This window comes from Hydrogenoanaerobacterium sp., from assembly GCF_032017025.1.
In the GTDB taxonomy this organism is placed as follows: Bacteria; Bacillota; Clostridia; order Oscillospirales; family Ruminococcaceae; genus Hydrogenoanaerobacterium.
Map to the genome: position 1 here is coordinate 107,525 of NZ_DALZQO010000003.1, position 19,511 is coordinate 127,035.

Sequence of the window (19,511 nt, forward strand, 5' to 3'; positions counted from 1 at the left end):
GCGCCGCAGACGAAAGGATTAAGCAATGTCGAGATACAGAAGACCACAGCGCCTGAATTGGGGCTTTGCGGTGGTGGTGTCGGTGCTGCTTGCAGCGGCAATCCTCATCACCCTCGCAGACAGCATGGATTTTAAATTTATTCCCACATGGGACGAAATTTTTGCCGAAACCGAGCTTGCCGACCCTGTTTTTACCTCGGCAGATGCTTCGGTACATATCATTGATATAGGGCAGGGTGACAGTATACTCATTAAAACACCCGAGCACAATATACTCATCGACGCGGGAGAGCGCGACAAGGGTGCCGAGGTGGTGAGCTACCTGCAAAGTCAGGATGTAATGGCGCTGGATTATATCATTGCCACTCACCCGCATGCCGACCATATCGGCGGTATGAGCTATGTGATTGAGCAGATGGATGTGGGAAGCATCATCGCACCCAAGGTGCCCGACAGCATTACCCCCACAAGCAAAGCGTATAAAAACATGCTCACAGCGATACAGCAAAAAGGCTTGAAGATTAAGCTGCCCAAAGCGGGGGATGTATACAACCTTGAGGATGGCTCACAGTTTACCATACTTGGCCCTGTTGAACCGAGCACCGAAATGAACAACAACTCGGTGGTGCTGAAATTTGAGTACGGAGATATCTCATTTGTGCTCACCGGAGACTGTGAAAAAGATATGGAGAATGAAATTTTAGAAACAGGCGCAGATGTTTCCGCCGATGTGCTCAAGCTTGGGCACCACGGCAGCAACACCAGCACCGGTAAAGCATGGCTTACCACGGTGAGCCCCTCTTACGCAGCAATTTCTTGCGGTAAGGATAATTCCTACGGACACCCGCATAAAGAGGTTGTAAGCCGCCTGAAGGAGGCCGGGGTGACCTATTACCGCACCGACCTTGCTGGAACCATTATTTTTGAAACAGACGGAACAGCAATTCAGGTAAAGACTGAAAAATAAGGGGAAGTTTTTATGATACATCTTTCGATTGACCGCTTTGAGGGTGACTACGCGGTATGCGAAAACAGCGGCGGCGAAATGAGCGATATTCTCATCAGCCTGCTGCCCCAGGGTGTAAAAGAAGGCGACATCATCGTATTGCACAGCGACGGGCACTTTGAACTCGATACCGAAGAAACCGAGCGCCGCCGCAAAGAAATGATAGAGCTGCAGAACAAGCTGTTTGAAGAATAAAAAAGAGCCGTAAATGGTCGAGCTCCATAAGGAAGATATGACAAGAGCCACGGGGACATTGTTTGTCCCCGTGGCTCTTTGTTCGCATTATGCCTCATAATAGTAATTCGTAATATGTTAAATTGGAATCCACAGTTTTGTTATAAAAAATCATATAGATTTTAAATAATACAACAAATCCTGTCTTATATAAATAATGGGACTTTCAGCTTGTTCCGGCAAGAGGCATGTCATAAATAACACTAGAAAAAGTTTGAACAGCTTGCCTGACTTCCAGTTATGCCCATAATCTGTGGCTGCTTTTTATCTTTTCATTGGCATAAATGGCGGCTCCTAACATTCCCGCTGAATCTCCTAAATCTGCAGTAACAATAGAGCATGCCGTTTGTGATATTTTTAAAGCATGCGTACTTACTATGTTTCTGGCCGTTGCTAAAAGCCTTTCGCCGGCGGCTGACATGCCTCCCCCAATTATTATTGTTTCGGGGTTATATAAATTAATAATGTTTACTAAGCCATACCCTAAAATTTCTCCTGTTTCATGCATGGTGCTGACAGCGGTAGAGTCACCTTCATCATAAGCTTCTGAAATCATTTTGGCTGTTATCTTATTATAATCATTGTGTACCCATTGAGTAATAATACTTTTGCTACCAGCTTGCAACTTATCTGTTAAGGTTCGCAACATCCCCAACGCAGAAACATATCTACCCAAGCAGCCAGAGCTCCCGCATCGGCAGGGGCGTCCGGTACGGTACATGTTCATATGGCCAATCTCCCCTGCACTTCCTGTTGTACCATAAAGCACATAGCCGTCCATAACGATACCGGCTCCCAAGCCTGTTCCTAATGTCAAAAGAACAACATTCTTTTTCCCTTTTCCGGCGCCAAAGTACCACTCACCATATAGATTTACCCTTACATCGTTATCTATAAATGATGAAATTTTCAAACGTTCCTGAAACCACTCGACAACGGGGACATCGCTCCAAGAAGGGAAGTTAGGAGAGAACTTTGAAATACCGCGCTCTAGATCCAATAAACCGGGAACGCCAATTCCAACACATCGAATATGACTATTCTCGATATGCTCTTTACCTAATAAATCGGTGATGCTTTTTAACATTCGCTGCAGTACTTCTTCTGATCCTAAATGCGCTTCCGTAGGGATTCTGCTTTCCGCAATTTTGTCATAGTTGGTTGTAAAGATGGCGGTCTTTATATTGGTGCCGCCCAAATCTAGGCCTACACAGTATTCTGCCATAATAGCCCTCCGTAATAATCCAAATGAACCCGTTTATGTGAACATTTTAGCACAATAAAACATCATCGTAAAGCGGATTTTATGCCCTTTGGCAGACCTGCATATTGTTTGCCTTGGCACAAACAAAGCTGGTCTGGGCACGCCTCAAGCCCCTATGATACAAAGAAAGGGCGAATAGCCAAAGCTACTCGCCCAAACTTTCCCATTGCGCCCCATCTAAGCTGCGGCTCTTTTTTGTTTACATTACGTCCAAACCGTTGATAATAAGCTTGAATTTGAGGTTGAGATAATCTGCGGCGCGGCGGCAGAGCAGCATGCGACCAAGAAAAATCTCGAAATAGTTCATCACAGGGCATATTTTGGGGTCGATGGTGAGGTCGAGAGTGACCGCTGTTTTATCGTCCGCAAGGGTCATCTCCGAACGCTCAACCGCATAGTTGACACGATCGTGGATATCAAAGCTGGCGATATCGCGGTTTCGCACACGGCTGCGGCGAACATCGCATTTATCGGCGAGAATCAGCGCGGCAGCGACGGCGTTTACCGGCACTGCGGTGCTTTCATCATGGTTGCCGATGGCGGTGATCACTGTGGATATTTCATCGGCCGGCATACCCATCTGGTCAAGGATGCGAAATGCCATAATCGCGCCGCTCTGTGCGTGATCCTCACGGTTGATAACGTTGCCGATGTCGTGCATATAGGCAGCAATTTGCGCCAGTTCACAAATGCGCTTCTCATAGCCCAAAGTGTTTAAAATTTCATAAGCCTGCTGCGCACATTTACCCACGTGGGCGAACGAGTGCTCGGTAAAGCCCATTGCAATTAGGGTTTCGTCGGCTCGTTTGATATAGATGCGAATGGCTTCATTCGCTTTAACATCCTCAAAAGTTACTCGTGACATAGGGGCGCCTCCGTTTCAATTGTCGATTGAGTTTATTATACAGGATTTTGCACCGTAATATCAGATGCTAATTGTAAAACTTTTGTAAGATTGTGCAATTGCTGCCTGCCTGTTGCACGTTTATGGATTTATGTTGTAAAATTGAAATATCGGTTGACTTTGCGGGTGGGAAAAGAATATACTAAAATCACAAGGATAAAGCAAAATACAGGCATTATATAATATGGATAATTTTGAACACATTTGTGCAAATTTAAACAATATGGGGGATGTCATTATGGCGATTTTAGTAACAGGCGGCGCAGGTTTTATTGGCAGCCACACCGTTGTGGAGCTGCTTGAGCAGGGCAGAGAGGTCGTAATTGCCGACAACTTTGTTAACTCTAAGCCCGAGGCGCTCAACAGAATTCGCAAAATTACCGGCAAAGACTTCAAATTTTATGAGGTTGATATGCTGGACAGAGAGGGACTCTCTAAAATATTTGATGAAAACAAGATTGAAGCGGTTATTCATTTTGCGGCGCTCAAGGCCGTGGGTGAAAGCGTTTCGCAGCCGCTGCGTTATTACTACAACAACCTGACCGGCACTTTGGTGCTGTGCGAGGTAATGGCGGCGCATGGCTGCAAAAAAATCGTATTTTCCTCCTCGGCAACGGTTTACGGTATGCACAATCAGGTGCCGTTTGTTGAGACGATGCCTACCTCCGCAACCAACCCCTACGGCTACACCAAGGTGATGAACGAACAGATGCTCACCGACCTATATACCGCCGACAATGAGTGGAGCGTGGTACTGCTGCGCTACTTCAACCCCATCGGTGCACACAAAAGCGGGCTGATCGGCGAAGACCCCAACGGTATCCCCAACAACCTGCTGCCTTACATCGCACAGGTTGCTGCGGGCAAGCTGAAGGCACTGAGCGTTTACGGCAACGACTACGACACTCCCGACGGCACTGGCGTTCGCGATTATATCCATGTAGTAGACCTTGCAAAAGGGCACCTCAAGGCACTCAATAAGCTGGACAGCGAAAACGGCGTAAACATCTACAACTTAGGAACCGGCAAGGGCTACAGCGTGTTGGATGTTGTGGAAGCGTTCAAAAAAGCAAGCGGTATGGATGTACCCTACAACATTGTTCCCCGTCGCCCCGGCGATATTGCAAGCTGTTATGCAGATAGCAGCAAAGCGGAGCGCGAGCTTGGCTGGGAGGCGGAGTTCGATCTTGACCGTATGTGTGTGGATTCGTGGAACTTTACCAAAAACAACCCCAATGGGCTGTAACAATTAGCTTTCTTCATTTTTTCATTTTCATAAAACAGGGATCGTGTGGCGGACAACACACGGTCCCTGTTTTATTTTGTCGCCGATTATGCGTGTATGGGCACTACGACTTATTGCTTCTGAAAAACAGCGATTAAAAATTTGATGGGAATCCCCTCTTCAGAAAACATTTTTTCATGCTCAGTGGGTACGCTGCCCTCGAAACCGCTGCTGTGTAGGTCGCGTGTCATATATTTTATGACAAAGCCGCACTCTTCAAGGTACCCCAAGGTATCATCAAATAGGCCGTCGTCATCCGTCTTAAACCAGAGCTCCGCACCATCCACTAAAAACCGCTTGTAGGTGGTGAGTTGGCGGGGATGGGTAAGGCGCTTTTTTTGCTGGGGGAGTTTCGGCCATGGATTGCAGAAATTGATATAGATACGATGGATTTCATCTACATCGTCCTCCAGCATCAAAAACAGGCGCTCAATGTCCTGTGTCATCAGTCGAATATTATCAGTTTCACGGCCTGCCGCGGCGTATTCTCGTTCGATATTACGCTTGGCAAGCCCCAGCACAGCATCAATTAAATCCACCGCAAGGTAGTTGTGTTCAAAATCTGTCGCTGCCTGTTTTGAGATGAACCCACCCTTACCGCAGCCAAGCTCTAAATATATTGGCTTATCGTTGCCGAACCACTCGCGCCATTTACCGCGGTGCTCACTTGGGTGCTCAGTATAAAAGGGACAAGCATCCAGCTCGGGCTTTGCCCATGGTTTTCTACGTAAACGCATAAAATTACTCCTGTTACAAAAGAATTGTCACCCCAAACGCGGTGCGCTCAGGATGACAGTTTTAATATTACGGTTCCTTGCTAAAATACAGAACAGTTCCATTTGCTTTGTTAATCCAACCGATGAACCTCTTTGAATACACCCACATATTTGGGTGGTATCACCTTATCGATGTGCTGGTAGCCAAAAAACCATTTTTTAAAGTGAATGATTTTCGCCGCTTCGTTCAAAAATGCATATAGATGATTGTAAATGTTGTTATCCATATTCAAAAAGCTTTTTACAATACCGGTGCAGTCATGTGTAATGACATAATCCACGATGTAGTCTACTTTTTGCAGGTTGCGGTTGGCTTCGTACAGGTCGTCTATGGTGGGCAGGCAATCGGCCATACCGGGGGTTTCACAGTCAACATCGGTGTTTTCACCGCCGCCCAGAGTAAAGATGATTTTTCCGTCGATGTTGTAGACCTGTCCGCGCATTAAGTGAAACAGCCGCCCCGAAATGTTATGCACCTTTCCGCCGTTCCACTGTGTGACCTCATAGCCTTGCAGCAGGGTGTGATTTTCGTGCACGCCATCAATAAACGCAATGTTATACTTGCGTTTACCTAGTTTTTTCAGCATACGCTGTTCTGCCTTGCTGCCGTTCCATACAAAGCCGAAATCTCCGCAGACAATCAGGGTATCACCCTTGCGCAGTTTTTTCAAAGCAGGGGCTTTAAAACGATCCAACTCGCCGTGCATATCTCCTGTAACGTATACCATTGTGTGACCTCCTTGAGACCCACCAGTGCCACGTTACCGCACAGGCTGCCGGCGGGGAAAACTTCTGTCAAATTGTAAACAAACTTGGATAACCTTTTTATTTAGATAAATATCTGTTATAATAAATACTTAAGATAATCTGCTGTTATTTGGTTTTCCCACTGGGGACAAGCCAAAGGGATACGATTAAAATAAAAGATAATAACCGTAATACGGTTATTATATCACAAACTAGGAGCAACTGTATATGCGCAAACTAAGTTTTTCCCTTGCTTTGCTAATGACGGTGATATTTTGTACTGCCGCTTTTTCTGTGTCGGCGGCATATACTCCACCGTTCGACATCACCGCCGAAGCGGCATATTTGGTCAATCTGAACACAGGCGATGTCATCTATGAGAAAAATGCCGACAAAAAGATGTACCCCGCGTCGCTCACTAAGTTGATGACCTGTATTTTGGCATTTGAGCTGGTTGACGACCTCGACAACACCACGGTTACCGCAAAAGCGTACATCTACGATGAGTTTTACGGCAAGAATGTTTCCACAGGCGATATTCGCCGGGGCGAAATCATGACGATGCGGCAGCTGATTTATGCGATGCTGATGCAGAGCGCGAACGAGGCAGCGAGTATTGTGGCCGATTACTTGGGCGACGGCAGCATTGCCTATTTTACCGAGATGATGACAGAGCGCGCTAAAGAGCTTGGCTGCACCGGCACTAATTTCACCAACCCGCATGGCTTGTTTGACGAAAACAACTACACCACAGCAAAGGACATGTACCTGATTGCAAAGCATGCAATCGGTATTCCGGGTTTTCTTGAAATTGCGTCTACTACGCATTATCAGGTGGGCTCTACCAATATTCACGATTCGCTCGCATGGAACACCACCAATAAAATGATGGTAAAGGGTACCCAATATTACTATGCTCCGGTAAAGGGGCTGAAAACCGGTACGCTGGATGAATCGGGAAAATGTTTTGTATCCACGGCCTCGCTGAATGGCTTTGATTACCTGTGCGTTGTGTTAGGTGCCCCGCTGATGGATGATGAAAACGGCAGAGAGATTGGTAACAATGCCTTTACCGACACCAAGCAGCTGTACCAGTGGGCATTTGATACATTTAGTATTAAAACACTGATGGAAAAAGGCAGTGATATTACGGAGATTCCACTGCGGCTTGCCAAGAACACCGACCATATGAAGCTGGAAAGCAGTGAGCGTTTTACCTCACTGGTACCCGATGAAATCGAGCCTTCTAGTGTGGTACTGGAGTACGACCTACCTGAGCACATCACAGCACCCGTAAAAAAGGGTGACGAGGTTGGTAAGGTAAGGTTGATTCTCGCCGGTGAGCAGATTGGTGAGGTGCCGTTGGTGGCGACCTCCAGCGCGGAACGCAGCCAGGTGCTTTATGTGCTTGACCAAGCAGAAAACATTGTGCTGTCGTTCTGGTTTAAGTTCGGCGTGATTTTTCTTGTAGCGTTTGTATTGTTCTATATTGTATTGATGGTGATACGTAACCGCAACCTGCGCCGCAGCCGAAGCACCCGCCCAAGAAGATAGTTTTAACACAAAAGCAAAGGCTCCTGTCTGAACCAGACAGGAGCCTTTCTAATGCGTTAGTTGAATTTCTTTCGCTGGAGTACGATGCAAGCCACAATACCCGAGATTGCCGCTACGATAACTGTAATTAGAACTACAATGAGCAAAGGGGACATTTTCTTTCTTTCGGGGTCGGGCTCCGGCTCCGGATCGACATCTACCGGCTCAGACGGTTCCTCGAGCTCCTCCTCCGAGGAGGAATCAACCGCTTGTGAAGACTCGCTGGAAGATTCGCTGGAGCTCTGTGAGGAGCTTACCGAAGGTGTAGATGGTACAATGGGGGTAACTACGGTCGGCTTCGAGGATGCTGAAGAGGAGGAAACGGACGATGATGATGATGCGTCGGGCTTACCTGCATTTTTGTACAGGGTTTCGAGCTCTGACAAGGTGTAATAGATGCGGTTACTCTCCACCTTTTTGACGTTTTTGCCGTAGATGGTAATATCCTTGCCCTTGTCGCGCTCAATGATGAGCGTAATGCTTCTGCCCTTGAGCTTTTCCAGAATGACGGCGGGGATATTGTCGTACGATTTGGCGTATACCCGCACGGTGTCGCCGCTGTCGGCATCAATGACCTTATCCTTGATGTCCATCCAGAACTCATATTCATAGTTCGGTTCTTTGGAGGAGCTACCACCTGTGGAAGCACGGCGCAGGGTGACGTTGATGGCAACGTTACGGTTAGCGATGGATACATGGGAGGGGATGTTCAGTAGGGTGCTGCCGCTGATGGACTGGCGTGAGGTGCTGTTCGAGTTATAACTGCCCTGTACCCAGTTAACATCACAATCAATAGTATCATTGCTGTTTCCATCTAAAATAACCTTTACTTTTTTTGGTAGCGCAAGGTTAGCAAATGACGTGCCAACTTTACCTGTAATATCGGCGGGTTGTTGGATTGTGCCGATGTTCTTTAATACTGTTATAGAAAGAGTGGGTGTAACGGGATAATTATTAGCAACAGCGCTGATGCTTAAAGAATTACCAGCAGTAATTTCGGGATAGTCACCTTTAACAGTGATCTCATTCTCAGTGACAGTATAGTATGCTTTATCGATTGCTGAGCCGCCGTTAATTAACTGCCCTGTTATCATTGCATTGCTAAAGCCAACCCCACCGTCATGCCGTATTACAAAATCTCGATTGTGGCGAATAGAGTTTACATCTTGTACTGCTAGTGTAACAGTTTTCTTAACCGTAAAGGTTACCGGCGCAGCAGTTTGGGTTTGATCACCCAATTTTGCGGTCATTGTTACTTTAATTTGTGTTCCGGCATCAGCATTGTTAACAGTCAAGTTATTATCAACAATCACTTTGCCCAAAGGCTCTGTGACATAACTGTATGTCACTGTGGTTCCGACTGGGTGAAGAATGCATCCCGTTGAATTTCCGGTTGCACTGGGGTTAAGGGGAATGGTTGCGATTGTAGCACCGGCGGGTATAATAATTTCCGTAGTACTGGGAGTTAGCTTTGCATCGGTTAGGCTGCAGGTGCAGACGGCTGCAGCAGCAGTAAGCCTGTTATTGTGATCATTATTAATCTTGCCTTCTACCTCAAAAATCTCGGAGCTTAACTTTTTAATGATAAATTTTGTTTTGGCATCTCCTGCTTTTACCGGCATATATACGGTGAAAGCACCGCTGTTATCAGTGGTAACGGGTTTATAGGTTGACGAATTGTCCACAGAATAACTTATATTTGTGTTTGCATTCCCTGTTGGCAGAGTGATTACAGTTTTGTAAAGCACAGTGTTACCGTCAGCAGCGGTCAGAATACCACTGGTAATGGTCAATTTAGCGGGTATGGTTGCATCCTTGCCGATAGTAAGCTTTCCACCTGTTACACTTGTAGTACCGCTTACTGTACCGTTTTGCAGGGTAACTGTACCACCGGTTACGGTTAGGCTACCGCCTATACCGCCAGAAACAGTCAGCGTGCCCGCGCTTAGCGAGAAACTGCCGCTAATGCCGCCGGTAAGCGTGCTCGCGGTGTCTGTTGTGAGGTTTACGGCCGCCCCTGTGCCGACTGCAAGCGCAGCTTTGCCTGTAGGCGCGGTAATGGCTGCACCGTTCAGCTTGATGTTGGCGGTGGCAGCATCGGCCACTGTAACGGTATTGGTAGTTGATGTGCCAGTAACCGTAATAATTTGCCCGCTGTCAAACTCCGGTGAAGTAACTTGGGGGGCTCCGTAAGTAACAGTAATGTTATTGCCTGTACCTTTGTTTACGGTTATATTTCCATCGGCAATGGAGATAGAAGCTGACGGTGGATCCGCCGCAAATGCTGTGGTAATCCCAAAGGCTGAAAGTACCGTTACAACCGCAATCATAAACAATATTGCTTTAGAAATAGATTTTCTCATTGTTTTAACACCTCTTTCAAAATAGAAAATAATTTAACAATTTCATCATAACACAAGTTTAATGTAGTTTACAGTATTTGTAAAAATCGTTTACATTTTATTAGTAACTTATTTAACATTTTTTATTGCACTTATTCTAAAATTAGTAAAGATGCCCGTGAAAAGCAGGTAACTCACAGCTTGCATATCATGAAGTGGAGGGGATGCGGGCGACAAGGGTATGCCGTACAATAGGTGTACCGTACGTTTGCATAAAAAAAGCAAACCACCCGCACTAGGCGAATGGTTTGCTGCTGTTGTATCAGATAATGTCCGAGTTGCTTTCGGACATAGCTTGCTACTTGGCGTATTCGATTGCGCGGCTTTCACGGACGACATGCACCTTGATCTGTCCGGGATAATCAAGCTCAGACTCAATCTTCTTGACAATATCGCGGGCAACCAGGGTCATCCGGTCATCCGAGATAATATCGGGCTTTACAATAATTCTAATCTCGCGGCCTGCCTGAATGGCGAAGCATTTTTCAACACCCTCAAACGAGGTTGCAATTTCTTCCAACCGCTCAAGACGCTTGATGTAATTTTCGAGGTTTTCGCGTCTTGCACCGGGACGTGCCGCAGAAATCGCATCCGCTGCCTGAACTAGGCAGGCAACAATGGTCTTTGGCTCCACATCACCGTGGTGTGCGTGAATCGCGTTGATAATTACATCGTTTTCTTTGTATTTTTTCGCTACATCCACACCGATATCGACATGCGAGCCCTCAATTTCGTGGGTGAGTGCTTTGCCAATATCGTGGATTAAACCGGCACGCTTTGCTTGGTTTACATCTGCGCCAAGCTCTGCCGCCATCATACCGGCAAGGTGAGAAACCTCAACCGAATGGTTCAGTACATTTTGCCCATAGCTGGTGCGGTAACGCATGCGGCCGAGCAGCTTAATCAGCTCAGGGTGCATGGCATGTACGCCGGTTTCCATTACAGCGCGCTCGCCGTCCTGCTTAATCTTAACGTCGACCTCGCGCTGTGCCTTCTCCACCATTTCCTCAATTCTTGCGGGGTGGATGCGTCCGTCTTGAATCAGTCGCTCCAAAGCGATGCGGGCGACTTCGCGCCGGACAGGATCGTAAGAGGAGAGTGTAATCGCCTCGGGTGTATCGTCAATGATAAGATCCACACCGGTAAGGGTTTCGAGGGTGCGGATGTTTCTTCCTTCACGTCCAATAATACGGCCCTTCATCTCGTCGTTTGGCAGAGGAACAACCGATACGGTTGCCTCAGCCACATGGTCTGCCGCGCAGCGCTGAATGGCAGTGGTAATCAGTTCGCGTGCCTTTGTATCGGCCTCGTCTTTCATCTGTGCCTCGAACTGAGAAATTTTAAGCGCTTTTTCATGAACCAATTCATTTTCGAGGTTAGAGAGCAGATATTCTTTTGCTTGCTCAGAGGTCAGCCCCGAAATGCGTTCCAGCATTTCGAACTGACGTTTTTTGATTTCCTCAGCTTCAAAGAGTTTTTCTTCGGCATCTTTGATTTTAGACTGTAAAATCTCTTCCTTTTTCTCCTGGTTTTCAATCTTGCGGTCTAAAGATTCTTCTTTTTGCACCAGGCGGCGTTCCTGCCTTTGCACCTCGGAACGGCGCTCTTTTACATCTTTTTCGGCATCCTGACGCATTTTGTAAATCTCGTCTTTTGCCTCAACCATTGCTTCTTTTTTCTTGCTTTCAGCTGCTTTAATTGCATCGCTTAGCATGCGTTTTGCTTCTTCTTCGGCCGAGCCCAGCTCCGCCTCGGCAACTTTACGCCGATAGGCGATGCCCAAAAAGAACGCAACAACTGCACCAACCAGCAAGGCAACAACGGCTGTGATCACATAAACTAATACTGATACTGTTCCCATAGTTCGCTACTGAAACCTCCTTTTTCCAATTTGTTTCAAGCCTTGAATTAATCTAATGTAGTGTCGGGAGCAGAACACATATTTCTCTTAAAAAAATATGTGCCGTCCGTATTTAAACAGGCGGCATTTTTTGTAGAACAATATTCTTCGAATGGTACATCGAATAGGCTATCCGCTGCTGGAAGCCTACTCTGGTACGAAGCTTTAGAATCTTATCCGAAAGCGGAAATATCCGCTGAAAAATGCAACATGTCTGCACACTAGTACTATTTTATATCGTGTCAAACATTCTGTCAAGGAATTTGTAACAATTGTACGGCTTTTACCAGTTGACATTTTAATTTTTCGGTGGTAACATAGATTTAATTTCATAATATCAATACCTTGATGAGGACGGCGGCAGTCGCCATCCCCCTGTTCAGAGAGACAGCGCACCAGCTGAAAGCGCTGTTACAGAGGAAGATTTGCCGTTACCAGCCTTTGAGTGCGGTGAATGCCCGCCGGTTAAGACCCGTTACCGTCTTACGTTGAGAGGTGCAGGCGGCAAGCCCGCACAATCAGGGTGGAACCATGGAGTGTATGCTTCATCCCTATTTTTGTAGGGATGGGGCATTTTTTTATGCAGAGGATGAACCTGCTGTATAGGAAAGAGAACAGTTAGACAAATTATATTTTAGATAGAGGCAATGAAAGGATGAAAAAGAATGATTAAAGTAATGCTAAAAGGCGGCGTAGTCAAAGAATACGAAGCCGGTATCAGTGCAATGGAAATTGCAAAGGATTTGGGCGCAGGGCTTTATAAGGCTGCTTGCGCTGCAAAAATAGGCGATCAGGTGGTTGACCTGCGCACCCCCATTACAGAAGACTGTGAGCTTGCTATTTTAACCTTTGACGATGAGGCAGGAAAAAAAGCGTTTTGGCATACTGCATCTCACGTGCTGGCGCAGGCAGTGAAGCATTTGTACCCCTCAGCTAAATTTGCCATTGGCCCCGCGATTGACGGCGGCTTCTACTACGATTTTGACGTTGAAAAACCCTTTACCGCCGATGACCTCGTTAAAATTGAGGCGGAGATGAAGAAAATCGTCAAAGAGGGGTTGCCTCTTGAGCGCTTTGAGCTGGAGCCCGCTGAGGCTCTCGAACGGATGAAGGACGAGCCGTTTAAGGTAGAATTGATTCAAGAGCATGCCGCAAAGGGCGAGAAGATCAGCTTCTTTAAACAGGGAGACTTCACAGATCTGTGCGCAGGCCCGCACCTGCCCGACACCTCGCGCATCAAGGCGATTAAGCTTACTTCCTCCACCGGCGCATATTGGCGGGGAGACTCCAACAAAACCATGCTCTGCCGTGTCTACGGCACCGCATTTCCAAAAGCAAGCGAGCTGGAGGCACATTTGACGGCGATTGAAGAGGCCAAAAAACGCGACCATAACAAAATTGGGCGCGAGCTGGAGTACTTCACCACCTGCGATGCCATCGGCCAGGGTCTGCCCATTATGCTGCCAAAGGGCGCACGCGCCATTCAGCTGCTGCAGCGCTTTGTAGAGGATGAAGAGGAGAGACGCGGCTATCTGCTAACCAAAACCCCGCTGATGGCAAAGAGTGATCTTTATAAAATTTCCGGCCACTGGGATCACTACAAAGACGGTATGTTTGTGATGGGTGATGAGGAGAAGGACGCAGAGGTGTTTGCGCTTCGCCCCATGACCTGCCCATTCCAGTATCAGGTATTCTTAAACAGAATGCGCAGCTACCGCGACCTGCCAATGAGACTGGGCGAAACCTCCACACTGTTCCGCAACGAGTCTTCGGGCGAGATGCATGGTCTCATTCGTGTGCGCCAGTTCACCATTTCAGAGGGACACCTGATTGTAAGACCCGAACAGCTTGAGGATGAGTTCCGCGGCTGTGTGGAGCTTGCAAACTATATGCTGAAAACACTGGGGCTCTATGAGGATGCAAGCTACCGCTTCTCGAAATGGGACCCCGATAACAAGGATAAATACGAAGGCACCACCGAGCAGTGGGAAGCCGCTCAGGAGCAGATGCGCAAAATTCTCGACCACCTCGGCATTGATTATGTAGAGGCTACGGGCGAGGCTGCGTTCTACGGCCCCAAGCTGGATATTCAGCTGAAGAACGTGCACGGCAAAGAGGATACGCTCATCACCATCCAGATTGATATGCTGTTGGCACAGAAATTTGGCATGGAGTATGTGGATACCGACGGCTCCAAGACCATTCCGTATATCATCCACCGCACCTCGCTGGGTTGCTACGAGCGTACCTTGGCTCTGCTGATTGAGAAATACGCGGGCGCACTGCCGATGTGGATGATGCCCACACAGGTTGAGGTTCTGCCAATTGGTGAGCGTCAGCACGAGGCTGCCAAAGAGGTGGTTGCCAAGCTGAAGGCCGCAGGCATCCGTACCGAGCTGGACGACCGCAACGAGAAAATCGGCTACAAAATCCGCGCGGCGCAGCTGGAGAAAACCCCGTATATGGTTGTACTGGGCGACAAAGAGATCGAGAATAACGTTGTTGCGGTTCGAAACCGCAAAGAAGGCGACATGGGTACCATGAGCCTGGACGAGTTCATTAAGCTCGCAAAAGAAGAAATTGACAACAAGGTTATTAAATAGCCATAATAAAAAGCAGGAGCGGGCACCGCAACGGTGCCCGCTCCTGCTTTTTTTGTTCGTTTCACCAGTACTTTCACGTGCGCGGGTTTCTCTTGTTGGGTCTATTCTAAAGGTCGAGACACAACCACTCGGTATATGATTTGTCCGTACTAACGTATTTCTATTAAATTCTGTGTGGATGTGTGCCATCTTGACAGAGAGACCCTAAAACGCTATGATAGAGGTCGGAATTTATATTGCAATAGAAGAGAGAAAGGGGGCGCCGTATGCGTCCCTTTTTTGGAGGATAAAACATGCAAACGACACTTTACCTTGCGCAAGCCGCTGTACCGGTATTTGCCGCAATTGGACTCGGCTTGGTTTGCCGCAAAGCAAAGCTGCTCAGCTTTGAAGGGCTGGCGGGCATCAAATCGATTATTTTTAATATTATGCTGCCCTTGGTGCTGTTTAACGTGCTCTACAAAATTGAATACAATGCCAGCATGCTTTTTATAGTGGCGATAGGCTTTGTCAGTATGGCGCTGGCTATGGGTGCGGGTATTTTACTGCGCAAACTGCTGCGCTTTGAGCATAAGGCAATGCCCTTTTTGCTTACATGTGCCGAGGCAGGGCTGGTGGGGTACCCGTTGTTTATACTGTTGGCGGGCGAAGAGCAGATGCACCATCTGGTCACGCTGGATGTAGGCCATGGAATATTTTTCTTTACGGTTTATACCATGCTGATACAACGTGCGGCAGGCAAAAAAAGCACACCTAAGGAAATGGCTTTAGGCCTTTTAGAAAACAAAGTGATCATTGGTCTAGTGCTGGGTATTTTAGTGGGTGTAACCGGTTTGGGCAGTGCGATTTCCGGTAGCATGGCAGGCGAGGTTCTGGCGGGCACACTTGAGTTTATTACAGCTCCCACCGGTATGCTGATTATGCTTACGGTCGGCTATGAGATTTCAATGGACAAAAAGCTTATAAAACCTGTGCTTACCACCGTAGCATTGCGTATGGTCATAATGGGCACGCTATTGGCAGTATTTTCGGCGTTGGTGTTTTCGCTGATACCGTTTGATAAAAACCTGTTTTTGGCGATGTGTATGTTCTTTGCACTGCCTGCTTCGTTTACCATTTCCATTTTTGCAGACGAGCTACAGGAAGGGGAATACATATCTACCACGCTTTCAGTACAGGTTCTGATTACATTGGCGGCATTTGTGGCGCTTACGGTATACAGCATGGCATAAGTTTATATATGGATTTCTTACAAATATGAAATAAAACCATTCAAAAAATTAGAATTTATAAATATTCTGTAGAAAAAATACGGAAAAACCATTAAATTTGCAAGTCGTTACTACAAATCTTGCAAAACCTATTGACAGCAACGGTGAAAAAGCTGTATCATGACAATATAGTTTCGATAAGGAGATGTGATGTCATGATTAAAGTAGCAATTGTTGGATATGGTAATATTGGTAAATCTGTTTTTGAGGCGGTGACTGCCGCGGCAGATTGCGAGCTGGTCGGCGTTGTGCGCCGCAACCCGGCACAGGTTCCTGCTGAGCTTGCGGGTGTTCAGCTGGCTGGCGATGTTGCAGACCTTGCTGTGCGCCCTGACGTGGCGATCCTATGTGCTCCTACCCGTGCCGTGCCCGAGTTTGCAAAGCAATGCCTTGAGCTTGGCATCAACACCGTAGACAGTTACGATATTCATGGCGGCATTTGGGATTTGAAAAGCTCGCTTGACCCGATTGCGAGGGCACATGGCGCGGTATCGGTGCACTCGGCGGGATGGGACCCCGGTTCGGATTCGATTGTGCGCGCGCTGATGCTTGCCGCAGCACCTAAGGGGATTACCTACACCAACTTCGGCCCTGGTATGAGTATGGGACACACCGTTGCAGTCAAAGCGATTGAAGGGGTGCGCAAGGCACTGTCAATGACCATTCCTCTGGGCACCTCAATTCACCGCAGAATGGTTTACATTGAGTTGGAAAAAGGCTATACCTGTGAGGAAGTAGCCAAAAAAATTAAGGCGGATGCATACTTTGCACATGATGAAACCCATGTTATTGAGGTTGCCGACGTGGACGCACTGCACGATATGGGGCACGGGGTAAATATGGTGCGCAAGGGTGTTTCGGGTATCACCCAGAACCAGCAGTTTGAATTTAGCATGAAAATCAACAACCCCGCCCTCACCGCACAAATTTTAGTAAGCGCGGCAAGAGCCAGCGTAAAGCAGGCACCGGGCGCGTACACCATGATTGAAATTCCCGTAATCGACCTGCTGGAGGGTGACCGCGAAATGCTGATTCGACAGCTGGTGTGATTTGTGCTATCATAGAACTTGCAAAAGCTTTCAGCTGAATGAAACACCCGGCTGCTTGTACAAAATCTAAAACGATTTGTGGGCAAGGGCGTTTTTGCCTGTATTATCTCACAAAAAGGCGGAAAAGCTATTGACAAAGCCGCTTTAGAACTATATAATATTCTGCGTGGCGTTATGAGGTGTCATGATGATGATTGATTTAAAACAGCTCTTCGAAATTGTGGGGGAAAGCGTCAATTTTGACTGCAATCTCAACCTTTCGGGGGTCAAGCTGGGAATGACAAACCCCTTTACCGAGCCTGTACATCTGAGCGGTAAGGTTACAAACCGCGCGGGTATAGTATCCCTAAGCTATACTGCATCCGCTATTGCTCACACTGTTTGCGACAGATGTCTTGCTCCTATCGATACCCCTGTTGTGTTTGGCTTCGAACACATTTTGGTGAAACAGGTCAATGATGACAGCAACGATGAACTCGTTGTGGTGCCCAACCTTGTGTTGGACTTGGATGAGCTGGCGTCGTCCGATATTATACTTGAATTGCCCAGTAAGGTTTTGTGTAAAGAGGATTGCAAGGGAATATGCCCCACTTGTGGCATAAATTTAAATGAAAAGTCATGCAATTGCACCCAAAAGCGGGTTGACCCGCGCCTTGAAATATTAAGTAAATTACTGGAAAATTAAAAATACACAGTTTATAAGGAGGTGCTGAACATGGCAGTACCAAAGAGAAAAGTATCAAAAGCAAGAAGAGATAAAAGACGTTCCAGCGTCTGGAAGCTGGATGCTCCCGCTTTCTCCAAATGCACACAGTGCGGTGAGCTGAAAATGCCTCACAGAGTTTGCCCGAACTGCGGTTTCTATAAAGGCAAAGAGGTTATCAAGAAAGAGGCTTAATTGCCTCTCAAAGGATGAGGGAGGATTTATCCTCCCTCATTTTTTTCGACGGCAGCACTTTGTATAATAGGTACTCGGGCGTAGAACGCTACCATAGAAAGGGGAGAACTCATTGCAATGTCTGTAAAAATAAAAAGTGTCGAGCATCGCTCACCCGCACAGAAGGCCGGCATTGCGGCGGGTGAAACCCTGCATACCATTAACGGCAACCCCATTGTGGATGTGCTGGACTATCGTTTTTATATGACCGATGAAAAACTTGATGTTGAGGTGGAGGATATCGGCGGTAAGCGCCGTCATATTGCCATTGCCAAGCAGGAGTATGACGACCTCGGGCTGGACTTTGAAACCTATCTGATGGACCGGCAGCATACCTGCAAAAACAAGTGTGTTTTTTGTTTTGTCGACCAAATGCCGCCCAATATGCGCGACACCTTATATGTGAAGGACGACGATTCGCGGATGTCCTTCTTGTTTGGGAACTACATCACGCTTACCAACCTCACCGGCGAAGATATTGACCGCATTATCAAAATGCGCATCAGCCCGATCAATGTTTCGGTGCACAGCACCAACCCCGAGTTGCGCATTACGCTGATGAAAAACCCGGCAGCGGCGACTTCGCTGCGGTATTTAAAACGGCTGGCGGAGCATGATATTAAAATCAACACCCAGCTCGTGCTTTGTCCCGGTGTTAATGACGGTAAAGAGCTGGAACGCAGCATTACCGATTTGGCACAGTTGTTCCCCGCAGTAGAGAGCATTGCTTGCGTACCGGTGGGTACTACAAAATTTCGCGATGGGCTGTACCCGCTGCGCCCCTACACCAAAGATGAGGCGGGGCAGGTGATTGATACCATTCACCGCTATTCCGATGGATTTTTAAAGGAGCACGGCGAACGTATCGTTTACCCTGCCGATGAATTTTTTCTGCTGGCAGAGCGGCCTATCCCCGATGAGGAATATTACGGCGGATTCGATCAGCTTGAGAACGGCGTAGGGCTGCTTGCGATGCTGAAACAGGAGTTTGCCGAGGCACTTGCTGACGCGCGTGAAAGCAATAAAAAACGCAGTGTAACGATTGCAACGGGTGTTGCGGCGGGTGAATTTATGAAAACACTTGCGACACAGGCACAAAACAAGTACAATCAACTCAGATGCCGCGTTGAAATAATACGGAATGTATATTTTGGCGAAAACATAACTGTAGCGGGGCTGATTACAGGTACAGACTTGATTGCACAGCTCAAAGGCAAAGACCTCGGTGAAGAGGTGCTCATTAGCTCGGCGATGCTGCGGCATGAGCAGGACCGTTTTTTGGACGACCTTACCATCGAACAGGTGGAGGATGCACTGGGTGTGAAGCTCTCGGTGGTGGACAATGACGGCTACGAGCTGCTGGGCAGCATGCTCGATGAAGACCTGTGGGCAGATGCCTGTGAGTAAGCAGAGAAAGATAAACAGGTAAACAATAGTTTACGGTTCATAAGTTATCGAGCAGAGCGTAAAATAAAAGGCGAAAAGCACTCGTACGGATTACAGGCGGGCGTTGCTCGAAACGGCAGGCAAATTCTACTTG

Annotated in this window: 16 protein-coding genes; 10 read left to right on the forward strand and 6 right to left on the reverse strand. The window is 47.4% G+C overall.

Annotated elements, in window-relative coordinates; translation table 11 throughout:
* The first annotated feature begins 25 nt into the window (after positions 1–25).
* Both RTV33_RS03470 and RTV33_RS03475 read left to right on the forward strand, forming a co-directional pair.
* A complete protein-coding gene (locus tag RTV33_RS03470; RefSeq protein WP_312641581.1) occupies positions 26–967 on the forward strand; it encodes a ComEC/Rec2 family competence protein in 942 nt (313 codons plus the stop codon).
* Positions 968–979: 12 nt separating this feature from the next.
* Complete coding sequence (locus tag RTV33_RS03475; protein ID WP_312641583.1) at positions 980–1,201, forward strand: DUF3006 domain-containing protein; 222 nt, start codon at positions 980–982, stop codon at positions 1,199–1,201.
* 277 nt (positions 1,202–1,478) lie between these two features.
* Here the strand turns inward: RTV33_RS03475 and RTV33_RS03480 are convergent, their stop codons facing one another.
* Complete coding sequence (locus tag RTV33_RS03480; protein WP_312641585.1) at positions 1,479–2,465, reverse strand: ROK family protein; 987 nt, start codon at positions 2,463–2,465, stop codon at positions 1,479–1,481.
* Between the two features lie 238 nt (positions 2,466–2,703).
* Positions 2,704–3,369, reverse strand: coding sequence for an HD domain-containing protein (locus tag RTV33_RS03485; RefSeq protein ID WP_312641587.1), 666 nt, complete (start codon positions 3,367–3,369; stop codon positions 2,704–2,706).
* 277 nt (positions 3,370–3,646) lie between these two features.
* On the opposite strand from RTV33_RS03485, the gene galE reads away from it, so the two are divergent.
* Positions 3,647–4,654 carry a UDP-glucose 4-epimerase GalE gene (gene galE, locus RTV33_RS03490; protein WP_312641589.1) on the forward strand — a complete coding sequence of 336 codons (1,008 nt, stop codon included), beginning with the start codon at positions 3,647–3,649 and terminating at the stop codon, positions 4,652–4,654.
* A 110-nt stretch (positions 4,655–4,764) separates the two neighbouring features.
* On the opposite strand, the gene trmB is transcribed toward galE, so the two are convergent.
* Positions 4,765–5,430, reverse strand: a complete 666-nt coding sequence (trmB, locus tag RTV33_RS03495; RefSeq protein ID WP_312641591.1) for a tRNA (guanosine(46)-N7)-methyltransferase TrmB — start codon at positions 5,428–5,430, stop codon at positions 4,765–4,767.
* Positions 5,431–5,540: 110 nt separating this feature from the next.
* On the reverse strand, positions 5,541–6,197 hold the full coding sequence (locus tag RTV33_RS03500) for a metallophosphoesterase (RefSeq protein WP_312641593.1): 657 nt from the start codon (positions 6,195–6,197) through the stop codon (positions 5,541–5,543).
* Between the two features lie 247 nt (positions 6,198–6,444).
* Between RTV33_RS03500 and RTV33_RS03505 the strand changes: the two genes are divergently transcribed.
* The gene (locus RTV33_RS03505) at positions 6,445–7,770 is read left to right on the forward strand and encodes a D-alanyl-D-alanine carboxypeptidase family protein (RefSeq protein WP_312641595.1); all 1,326 of its coding nucleotides are present in this window, start codon (positions 6,445–6,447) and stop codon (positions 7,768–7,770) included.
* 56 nt (positions 7,771–7,826) lie between these two features.
* Here the strand turns inward: RTV33_RS03505 and RTV33_RS03510 are convergent, their stop codons facing one another.
* Positions 7,827–10,172 (reverse strand): hypothetical protein, encoded by a 2,346-nt coding sequence (locus RTV33_RS03510; RefSeq protein ID WP_312641597.1) that lies wholly within the window; start codon positions 10,170–10,172, stop codon positions 7,827–7,829.
* 337 nt (positions 10,173–10,509) lie between these two features.
* Positions 10,510–12,072, reverse strand: coding sequence for a ribonuclease Y (rny, locus tag RTV33_RS03515; RefSeq protein ID WP_312641599.1), 1,563 nt, complete (start codon positions 12,070–12,072; stop codon positions 10,510–10,512).
* A 704-nt stretch (positions 12,073–12,776) separates the two neighbouring features.
* On the opposite strand from rny, the gene thrS reads away from it, so the two are divergent.
* The 6 genes from thrS (at position 12,777) to RTV33_RS03545 (ending at position 19,378) form a co-directional block, all read left to right on the forward strand.
* Positions 12,777–14,714: a threonine--tRNA ligase gene (gene thrS / locus RTV33_RS03520; RefSeq protein ID WP_312641601.1), complete on the forward strand. Its 1,938-nt coding sequence runs from the start codon at positions 12,777–12,779 to the stop codon at positions 14,712–14,714.
* A 293-nt stretch (positions 14,715–15,007) separates the two neighbouring features.
* Positions 15,008–15,946, forward strand: a complete 939-nt coding sequence (locus RTV33_RS03525; protein ID WP_312641603.1) for an AEC family transporter — start codon at positions 15,008–15,010, stop codon at positions 15,944–15,946.
* 194 nt (positions 15,947–16,140) lie between these two features.
* Positions 16,141–17,034 carry a diaminopimelate dehydrogenase gene (locus RTV33_RS03530; RefSeq protein WP_312641605.1) on the forward strand — a complete coding sequence of 298 codons (894 nt, stop codon included), beginning with the start codon at positions 16,141–16,143 and terminating at the stop codon, positions 17,032–17,034.
* Positions 17,035–17,218: 184 nt separating this feature from the next.
* Positions 17,219–17,719 carry a DUF177 domain-containing protein gene (locus RTV33_RS03535; RefSeq protein ID WP_312641607.1) on the forward strand — a complete coding sequence of 167 codons (501 nt, stop codon included), beginning with the start codon at positions 17,219–17,221 and terminating at the stop codon, positions 17,717–17,719.
* A 30-nt stretch (positions 17,720–17,749) separates the two neighbouring features.
* Entirely contained in the window at positions 17,750–17,932 is a 183-nt protein-coding gene (gene rpmF, locus RTV33_RS03540; protein WP_312641609.1) for a 50S ribosomal protein L32, read from the forward strand.
* Positions 17,933–18,049: 117 nt separating this feature from the next.
* Positions 18,050–19,378: a DUF512 domain-containing protein gene (locus RTV33_RS03545; protein WP_312641611.1), complete on the forward strand. Its 1,329-nt coding sequence runs from the start codon at positions 18,050–18,052 to the stop codon at positions 19,376–19,378.
* Positions 19,379–19,511 lie beyond the last annotated feature (133 nt).